This is a genomic window from Lewinella sp. W8 (assembly GCF_004375085.3).
Lineage (GTDB): Bacteria > Bacteroidota > Bacteroidia > Chitinophagales > Saprospiraceae > Neolewinella.
The window spans coordinates 228444-238064 of record NZ_SNAQ03000009.1 but is presented as its reverse complement, the minus strand read 5'-3'; the positions used below and the strand labels follow the sequence as shown (position 1 = coordinate 238064).

General features: G+C 60.2%; 4 protein-coding genes. 3 read left to right on the top strand and 1 reads right to left on the bottom strand.

The window, feature by feature from the left end; genetic code table 11:
- Window positions 1-358 precede the first annotated feature (358 nt).
- Together E1J53_RS12310 and E1J53_RS12305 are read left to right on the top strand one after the other, a co-directional pair.
- Window positions 359-1837 carry an APC family permease gene (locus tag E1J53_RS12310; protein WP_134273249.1) on the top strand — a complete coding sequence of 493 codons (1479 nt, stop codon included), beginning with the start codon at window positions 359-361 and terminating at the stop codon, window positions 1835-1837.
- Between the two features lie 2 nt (window positions 1838-1839).
- Window positions 1840-3288: an aldo/keto reductase gene (locus E1J53_RS12305; protein WP_134273248.1), complete on the top strand. Its 1449-nt coding sequence runs from the start codon at window positions 1840-1842 to the stop codon at window positions 3286-3288.
- A gap of 234 nt (window positions 3289-3522) precedes the next feature.
- Here E1J53_RS12305 and speB read toward each other — a convergent pair whose 3' ends face one another.
- The gene (gene speB / locus E1J53_RS12300) at window positions 3523-4311 is read right to left on the bottom strand and encodes an agmatinase (RefSeq protein ID WP_134273247.1); all 789 of its coding nucleotides are present in this window, start codon (window positions 4309-4311) and stop codon (window positions 3523-3525) included.
- Window positions 4312-4701: 390 nt separating this feature from the next.
- Here speB and E1J53_RS12295 point away from each other — a divergent pair, with 390 nt between their 5' ends.
- On the top strand, window positions 4702-9498 hold the full coding sequence (locus tag E1J53_RS12295) for a PKD domain-containing protein (RefSeq protein WP_134273246.1): 4797 nt from the start codon (window positions 4702-4704) through the stop codon (window positions 9496-9498).
- The last annotated feature ends 123 nt before the right edge of the window (window positions 9499-9621 follow it).

Here is a 9621-nt window from a genome sequence, read left to right as displayed (position 1 = left end):
GGTTAACGATACGTAAGTAACGATGGCAGCTCCACAGACGATGAGGGCTGCCATCGTCATTTACGCATCTATCCAATTTGAATGTGAGTCAAAAGGAGACAGAGCCAAACTTAAAGGAGGTGTCGCGAATGATTGAATATCCGGAGCCTTTCCAAATATTTGAAGGCCCTGTAAGGGACTTCCTCCCACGAGCGAGGTCTGCCGACCGTTCGCAGAACGGGCCAGGGCCTCGCGGGGTTAAATTTATCCACACCAACATAGATCTTTCGGGGAAAGTCCACTCCAGTGGATTTTTGGGTAAGCATAGTTTTGGGGATATCGTTCCCCAAAACCAAAATTTCCTTCCTAGCTTTCCCCCATGAGTACCCCCTCCCGTACCAAGCTGACCCGACAGATGGGCTTACTCACCCTGACCGCTACCGGGGTGTGCTCCATGCTTGGGGCTTCGATCAACGTCGTGCCGTTTATGATTCAGCGGAACGTGCCGGGTATTGGGCCGTACGTGTTGCCGGCCTTCGCCTTCGCGGCGATTCCCGCCATCTTTGCGGCCCTGGCCTACGGCATCCTGTCCTCGGCCATGCCCCGGGCGGGGGGAAGTTATCTGTACGCCAGTCGGGGGTTAAACCCTTACCTGGGGTTCATCGCCAGTTTTTCCCAGTGGTTTGGGTTGTCTATCGTCATCGGAGTGATTGCCTACGTCTGTGTGCCCTTCATTCGGGACGTGGCGGTTGGATTGGGATGGCAGAACATGGCGGCTACCCTGGAAACGGCCGTGGTCCGGGTTGGGCTGGCCCTGGTGCTGATTTGGCTGTTTGTGGGGGTTAATCTGCGGGGGACGAAGTCCTATGAACGTGCACTTTTGCCCATGATGTTTTTGATGTTTGGGCTGGGGGCGATCGTGATCGTCGCGGGACTCAATTACGACAGCACGGACTTCCTCACGGCCCTGGAGGCGACGGAAGGTAGAGTCTTTGAACCGACCGAATCGGTCGCCTTTGACTGGCGAATTTTCCTATCCGCGGCTGCGCTGTTGTTTTCCAGTTTCATTGGGTTTGATTCCATTGCGCAGGCGGGAAGTGAGGCCAAGAATCCCAGCAAGTCGCTCCCCCGAGCCATCCTGCTGGCGATCTTCTCCGTTGGGATATTCTACTTCTTATTCGCCGCCGCGGTGTACCACGTGGTGCCCTGGAGTTTCATCGCCGAAGAGGCGATGCAGAAAGACATCAGCGCTCCGGGATTGTTGAGCTACGTACTGCCCGCTGGCCTGGGGGTAGCGATCCTGACGGGTGCCGCCATCGCGTTGATCAACGATTTACCGGCCATGCTGCTCTCCGTCTCCCGCTTAATGTTCGCCTGGGCGGAGGACGGGATTTTCCCCAGGGTGGTGGCGACCGTTCACCCCGAGCGACGTACGCCCTACGTCGCCTTGATCGTGGCGGGGGTAATGGCCAGCGTTGGCGTGCTGGGCTCCCACTTCGCGGGAGACTTCTTTTTGGGGATTGACATCATGGTAACCTCCATGATGGTCAATTTCCTACTGATGTGCATTACCCTGCTCACCTTCCCGAAGGTGAACCCAAGCCTGGCCGAAGATATTTCCGTCATCAAAAGCCGCAACCTGCAGCGGTGGATTGGCGGCCTGGGAACGCTGTTTCTGATCCTTTTCCTGATCATCCACACCTACAAGGACCTCACTTCACCCGCCGAAGAATGGTACTTCCATTCCACCCCGGTATGGTTGATCGTGATGAGTATGGCGAGCGTGGTGTTCTGGATCAAGTGGCGGCAGTTTAGCCCGACCGAGCGGGAGAGGTTTACCGTCCTACCAAAAGAGTGATTATGCAAACGAGAATTCAATTAGCTCCGGACCTGGAAATTTCCCGGGTGGTGACCGGCCTTTGGCAGATAGCCGATATGGAACGGGATACGGATGATCTGGACCCCGTGAAAACGGCGGCCTTCATGGCTCCTTACGTCGAGGCGGGTTTCACTTCCTTTGACATGGCGGATCATTACGGCTCCAGTGAAATCATCACGGGCACCTTCAAGAATACCCATCCACTGGGCGAACGGGTACAGCTCTTTACGAAGTGGGTCCCCAAACCAGGACCCGTCAGCCGGGAATACGTACGCGAAAATGTGCAGCTGGCGCTGGATCGGATGCAGCAGTCCTCCATTGACCTGATGCAGTTCCACGCCTGGTACTATCCCGATCCGAGTTGGCTGGACGCGTTGTTCTACCTGAACGAATTGAGGGAGGAGGGCCTGATCAAGCACCTGGGGGTAACCAACTTCGACGCCGCCCACCTCCGAATGGCTTGTGCTTCGGGGATTCCCCTCGTCAGCAATCAGGTGTGCCATTCTTTACTGGACCAGCGCGCCTACGGCAAGATGGCGCAGGTGTGTGAGCAATACGGGGTCAAGCTCCTGGCCTTCGGCACGCTCGCGGGAGGCTTCCTCACGGAAAAATGGCTCGGGAAACCCGAGCCTACTCAGGAAGGACTGGAGACCTGGTCCCAGATGAAGTACAAACGCTTCATTGATGTGGCCGGAGGCTGGGGAGTGTTTCAACAGCTCCTGAAAACGGTCAAAACGATCGCCGATAATCACGGAGTCTCGATGGCGAATATTGCTACGCGCTACGTGCTGGAGAATCCGCACGTGGCGGCGGTGATTGTCGGGGCACGATTGGGAAAAAGCGAGCACATCGCCGACAACTTAAAGATATACGACATCCAGCTTTCCGCCGAAGAGGTTAAGCTGATTCAGGCCGCCCAGGCGGCTCTGACGCCCATCCCGGGAGACTGCGGCGATGAATACCGTAAGCCTCCCTTCCTTACGGCCTCCGGGGATTTGAGTCATCATCTGGAGCAGGTCCCCAAAGCCTTTACGCCCAGGCAGGTAAACGAGCACCGGTCACAAGTCTTCAGTGGCACCGTATGGGAAGAATTTGCCGGATACTGTCGGGCGATTCGCGACGGTAACCGGATCCACGTTTCCGGCACCACGGCTACCCACGGGGCCCGAATGATTGGCGGGGAGGATCCCGCCGCGCAGACGCACTTCGTGATCGATAAAATTGAGGCGGCCATTGAATCTCTTGGCGGTTCGCTGAAGGACGTGGTCCGAACCCGCATATTCGTCAATAACCTGAATGATTGGGAACCGGTCGCCCGCGCACACGGAGACCGCTTCAAGGGGATTAACCCCGCCAATACCCTGGTGGAAGCCCGTCTGGTGGGGGAGGGGTACCTCGTCGAGATAGAGGCGGAGGCGGTGGTGCGGTAGGGCGCTTTAGAGTGAAGGCTAAGGCTGAGGAGAAGGAAGAAGAAAATAGAGGTCGTCTGCCCAGGCGTACTGGCGAAGCCATGGGATGACTGGGCGGACGACCGAGGCTCCGGGGAAGGGAGAGGCCGCTATGGCTGAGGGAATCAGAGGAAGAAAAATTATTATTGTCGAGGTGAATGCAGGAAATATTTCTACCGTTCGCAGAACGGGTTAGGGCCTCGCAGGCTTAGCCCCTTATTTCTCCATCATTTTCCCCAGGATTTCCTTCATCATTTTGGCGGCCAGGAAAGCGGTCATATTTTGGAAATCCCGCGCGGGATTGTATTCGACGATGTCAGCGCCAATGACTTCGGTGTCGATGCTTTGGATCAGGTTAATTACTTGCCGTGAACTGAGTCCACCCGGTTCGTGATGCGACACGCCGGGGGCGTAGGCGGGGTCGAATCCATCCATGTCCAGGGAAATGTACAGTGGGTGCTGAAACTCGCCGATGGCAGAGAGGTCCAAATCCTTCATCTGGTGGATTTTCACCCCGAACTTTTCCGCCTGATCGGCCTGGTGGGGATTGAGGGTGCGGATGCCGACCTGCACCAATCTGGCGGCAAAGCCACCTTCCATGATGCGGGCAAAGGGACAAGCGTGGGAGTAGGGGTCTCCCTCGAAGCTGTCGTACAAGTCGGCGTGGGCGTCGATGTGCAGGATTTCTAGTTTTGGGTACTTCTTATGGTGTGCCCTGATGATCGGAAAGGTGATGGAGTGGTCGCCCCCCAGGGTCAGTACCTTCGCCCCGGTCTTGAGGTGGTTGTCCGTGATGGTCTCCACGTCGAAGTATTCCGTGATTTCAAAGTCGCCCCGGTCTTCAATGCGGGCATCGTCGACGGAAACCAACGCTTCGGTAAACATATTCCCCGAACCACAGGTCAGGGCCTCCCGGATTCGGGGCGGCGCCTGCCGCGCGCCGCGCTGGTAGGAGGACTTTTCGTCGTAGGGTATTCCCTGGATGATGATTTTGGGCGTTGCCATGCAAGTAAAAGTAGCAAAAAGTCAGGGGCTACTCCCGTAGCGAATAACCGTGGTCGGAAGACTGTTGTCCGACGGCGGAGCCGAGGGAAACGTCGTCCGAACGCTTGCTGGCTACCGCTGATCGGCCGATTGTTTGCTCCCCAGTTCAGACCAAATGCCCCCTCGCCCTTCCAGACCACTCCTTCCTACGGAGCAAGGTCTGCCGTGCGTGCGCAGAACGCGCAGAGGCCTTGCGACCATCATTTTTGCTCATTTCCCGCTCCCTCTCCCAACCCCTACCGATCCGGCCCAAAGGCCTACCGCAACGTCAAGCAGCAAGCCCTGGTCACCCGGGCGAGGGGATTAGTCCTTATTTTGAGGCTGACTATACCCAAAAACTGAAAAACGAGGATGACCAAAGAAAAAACCGCCCGGTGGATGGGCGGTCTTATACTCTTTCTCTTTCTATCCCATTTCGTTCACGCCCAAGATACCAGCGCGCCCACGATCCAGATCTGTGGCGGTGACCAGTTCGTGTGCCTGACCGACTCCACGCTCAACCTCTGCGTGACGGTCAATATCGACCCCGATTTCGAGGAAACGGTGGACTCCATCTCCATCACCTGGGGGGATGGCTCCGAGCCGCAGTTTTTCTACGGCGAAACGATGACCTTCAACGAGACGCACCTCTACGACTTCAGCGACTTCTACCTCACCTGCCAGTACGAGCTCTCGGGCACTTTCGTGACGCTGACTTCCTACATCGCCGGTGCGGCGAACCCCAACCAGAACATCATTCCCCTCACGGTCCGGAACCCGCCCCAGGCCATTTTCGGAAACTTTCCCAGCGTCGTTTGCCAGGGGGAAACGGTGGATTTCGGGGCCAGCGCATGCCCGGCCGAAGCCCTGACGCTGGAGTTTAACTTCGGCAACGGCTACTCGGACACGACCACCCACACCTACCCCGAAACGGGCGTCTTCCCGGTCAGTCTGCGGGCCACCAATCCCTGCGGCCAGGACTCGGTAGTGGGCTTCGTCACCGTCATCGAGGGGCCGAACGTCGTGGCCTTCCCCGACTCCAACCTGACGGGCAACAACACCATGCCCTACCAGGTCTGCCTCGACAGCATTTCCCCCATCCGCGTCAACGCGGCCCAGTCGACGGGCCTGACCGACTGGCGTTGGACGGTAAGTCCCGATTCCGGGGCCCTGGTGCGGGACACCGCGGCGCTCATCACCCAGGTGGAGTTTACCGAAGCGGGGCTCTACACCGTAACCTTTCGGGGCATCAACGAGGACTGTGGCGTGGAGGAGACCTTTTCCTTCGACGTCGAGGTGGTCGAAGCGGCCATCCTCCGGTTGAATCCGCAGGAAGACGTCTGTTTGTCGCTGAGCTACACGCCCAGCCCCCTGAATCCCGCCGCGACCTACCTGCTCAACGGCGATACTATCCCGATCGGGGACTTCCCGATTGACCTCGTGCCCGGCAGCTACCGGGTGGACGCCGACATCATCGATACGACCGCCCTGTGCGATACGCCGCCCCTCGTCGACAGCTTCGTTGTGGCCGCCCAGGACGTGGCGGTGATCAATCTGCCGGATACCACCGTCTGTGACCAGAGTCCGCCCTTTGCCCTCAGCGCCAGCCCGGCCACGGGTGGTATCTGGCGGGTGGACAACCGGGAATTTGACGGCATTTTCGACCCCGCCGAATACGCCGACGGGGATTACGTGATCACCTACGGCCGCGACTCCTGCCTGATTACGGACGAGATCATCATCACCGTGGCCGGTACGGCCGTCACGGTGCCCGCCGACCTGGAGCTGTGCGCCGACGACGCGGCGGTGACCTTTCAGGCCAGTCCGCCGGGCGGCGTCTACAGCGGTACGGGGGTGACGGCGGACGGCACCTTCGACCCCGCGCTCGTGGCCGAGGGCGTCTATCCCATCGTCTACCGCTTCGAGCGCGACGACCTGGCGGGGTGTGCCCGGCAGGACACCTTCACCGTTACAGTGGCGGAGCTCGTCACCAGTTTCGAGGTACTGGACTGCGACGGAAATGAGCTGTGTTTTGGCGTGCCCGCAGGTGCCGTGTACGACTCGATCAGCTGGACTTTTGGCGATAGTACCCTGACCACCGCTTCTCTGAATCCCTGCTTCAATTTTCCCGCTCCGGGCGACTATCCGGTGCGCCTGGCGGTGACCCGCGGAAACTGCACGGCCATGGCTACTCAGACAATAACTGTGCATCCTGCGCCCGCGCCCAACTTCTCCCTCGACTTTGACCAGGACCGCTGCTCCGCCCTCGAGGTGAATATCATCAATAACTCCAACGTCGGCCCTGAACTGCGGTACAACTGGACGCTCGATGGTGTCACCTTCAGCAACGACCGCAATCCGGACGCCCTCACCCTGGCCTCCTACCTGCAGGACTCGACCTTCGAGATCGGACTGGAACTGGACAACGGCTGTGAGGTCCGCCGCTTTTTCGAGTCGGTCACCACCCGTCCGATTCCCGAAAGCCGCTTTTCGACCAGTCAGGTCGCCTACTGCTCCGGGGACACCATCGAGCTGTCGAGCAACGTCTTTGGCCGCCCGGACAGCTACCGGTGGGTGGTGGACGGCACCCTGCTGAGTACGGATTCCATCCCGCCCCTGATTGTCCGCGATACGGACCGGCTGGACACCGTGGAGGTCTGCCTCCAGATCGCCAGCGTCTGCGGGCGCGACACCCTCTGCCGCGACGTGATCGTGACGCCCACCGACGTCTCGGCCTTCTTCAACCAGAGCGCCAACACCCTCTGCGTGGGCGACACCCTCTTCCTGATGAGCGGGGCGACGAACGGCATCCCGGTGCTTTACGATTTCGGTAACGGGCAGGGGAGCACCCAGCCCAACCCCTACGTCGTCTACGAGTTGCCCGGCACCTACCGGATCAGTCAGCGCGCCTTCGGCTGCGGGGAAGACGAATACGTTAATCAGGTCACCGTGCTGGCCGCCCCGAACGCGTCCTTTCAGAACCCGGCCTTCGTGTGCCCCAACGAACCGGTGGAGTTCATCAACACCAGTGCCCGGGGCCTCGCGGTCCGCTGGGACTTCGGCGACAGCACGGCCATCAGCGAAGACTTCAATCCCGTGCACACCTACACCGCTCCGGGCACCTATGAGGTTTGCCTGACGGTGATCAACCCCGACCAGGCTGGCTGCAGCCGGCGGGTGTGCCAGACGATGGAGGTCTTTCCGCCCCCCGTGGCCGGCTTCGTGGCGACCGACAGCATCTGCCAGGGCGGCACGGTGCTGTTCAGCTCCACGGCCGACGGCGGACTGGCCTGTACCTACGATTTCGGCGACGGAAACTTCGGCGTCAGTTGCGTTTCGGAAAACACCTACGTCAACTCGGGTACCTTCCTGGCCACCCAGACGGTTACCGACCTGAACGGCTGCCGCGACAGTGCCTCCCAGCGCATTTTCATCCGGCCCGTTCCGCTGGCCGACTTCAGCTACGAGGTGCGCACGGCCTGTGATTCCGACTCGGTCCGCTTCACCAACGAAACCACCCGCGCCAACGGCTTCTTCTGGGACTTCGGCGACGGCACCACCTCCACGGCCACCAACCCGGTGCACCGTTATCCGGCCAGCGGCCCCTACACCGTTACCCTCCGGGCGACCCAGGGCGGCATTTGCTTCGGGGAGACGAGCCAGGAAATCATGATCCGCGAGGCTCCCGTAGCGGAGTTGGAGCTCGACGTCGATGACGTCTGCTTCGGGGAGTCCGTGTCCTTTACGAGTCGGGCCAGCGGCGACGTGGAGACCCACTTCTGGGACTTCGGCGACGGCACGGCCTCCTTCGACGAAAACCCCATGCACGAATTCACGGCCCCCGGCATTTACGACGTGGTACTCACCGTGGCGGGGGATACGCAGTGTGCGGACAGCACCTCGGTGACCGTTACCATACACCCGCCCGTGCTGGCGGAGTTTGACCGTCGGGAGGAGGTGATCTGCAACGGCGACAGCAGCGGGCTGCTCTCCGTGCTGGTCACTTCCGGGACGCCGCCCTACGATTACGACTGGTCCCACGGCCGCAACACGCCCGTCGTGGACCGCCTGACGGCGGGCACCTACCGGGTGAGCATCACCGACCGGGAGGGCTGTCGCTTCCAGACGGAGGCCACATTCACCGAGACGGCGCCCCTGACGGCCGTGCCGACCGTCACCCGCGTCACCTGCGCCAACGGCGCAGACGGGAGGATCGACCTCGACATCGACGGGGGCGTGCGGCCATACCAAGTAGCCTGGTCGGGGGGAACGAGCGACGGCGACGTCACCGAGCTCTTCGCCGGGGAGTACCGCCTGACCGTCAACGACGTCAACGGCTGTAACCTCACCCTTCCGGTGACGGTGCCGGAGAACCCGCCGATCGTCACCCTGGATTCAGTGCAGCAGATCAGCTGCCACGGGGCGATGGACGGGGCGATCCGCTTCCGGTCCATCAGCGGCGGGGTGCCGCCCTACCAGATTCAGGTTACGGGCGACAACTACGACGAAAGCGGCATCGGTATTTCCCGCTTCGACGGGCTCGGGCCGAACTTCTACAGCGTGGAAATCCGGGACTCGGCCGGCTGCATCCTCGACTTTGAGCGGCAGATCATCGAACCCGACCCGGTCTCGGTGGACATCCTGGAGGACACCATCTTCCTCGAACTAGGGGAGGAGGTCACCCTCAACACCATCTTCTTCAACGCCGACGACCCCGTCTTCCGCTGGACGCCCGCAGCCGGACTGGACTGTACCGACTGCCAGACCCCGGTGGCCCGGCCCTTCTCCAACACCACCTACCTCCTCTCCCTGTTCGGCGACCGCGGCTGTCCGGCCAGTGACGAGGTGGTCATCCGGGTCAACCTTGGCCGGGAGGTCTACATCCCGAATACCTTCACGCCCAACGCCGACGGCCGCAACGACATCTTCCGCATCCGCAGCAACTTCGAGCGGAGCATCGAGACCATCGAGTTCTTTCACGTGCGCGACCGCTGGGGGCAACTCCTCTTCTCCGCCGAAGACTTTCCCCCGAACGACCCAGCCTTTGGCTGGGATGGGCGCTTCAGGGGCACGAAGGTCATCCCCGGCTACTACGTCTACCAGGCCCTCGTCCGCTACGTCGATGGGGAAACCAAAGAATTGAGCGGAAGTGTCCGCGTGTTTCATTAGTTCTTTAGCCCTTTAGTCTTTTGGTCCGTTAGGGGCGAAAAGACAACACCATCTGAAACACCAACAGACCAATAGACTAACGAACCAACAGACTAACAGTCCAAAGCACTAACAGACTAAAAT

What these genes read in the sequence shown, in the direction of transcription:
- E1J53_RS12305 (WP_134273248.1), top strand. Translation starts at nt 1,840, where the DNA reads ATGCAAACGAGAATTCAATTAGCTCCGGACCTGGAAATTTCCCGGGTG.
- E1J53_RS12295 (WP_134273246.1), top strand. Translation starts at nt 4,702, where the DNA reads ATGACCAAAGAAAAAACCGCCCGGTGGATGGGCGGTCTTATACTCTTT.
- speB (WP_134273247.1), bottom strand. Translation starts at nt 4,311, where the DNA reads ATGGCAACGCCCAAAATCATCATCCAGGGAATACCCTACGACGAAAAG.
- E1J53_RS12310 (WP_134273249.1), top strand. Translation starts at nt 359, where the DNA reads ATGAGTACCCCCTCCCGTACCAAGCTGACCCGACAGATGGGCTTACTC.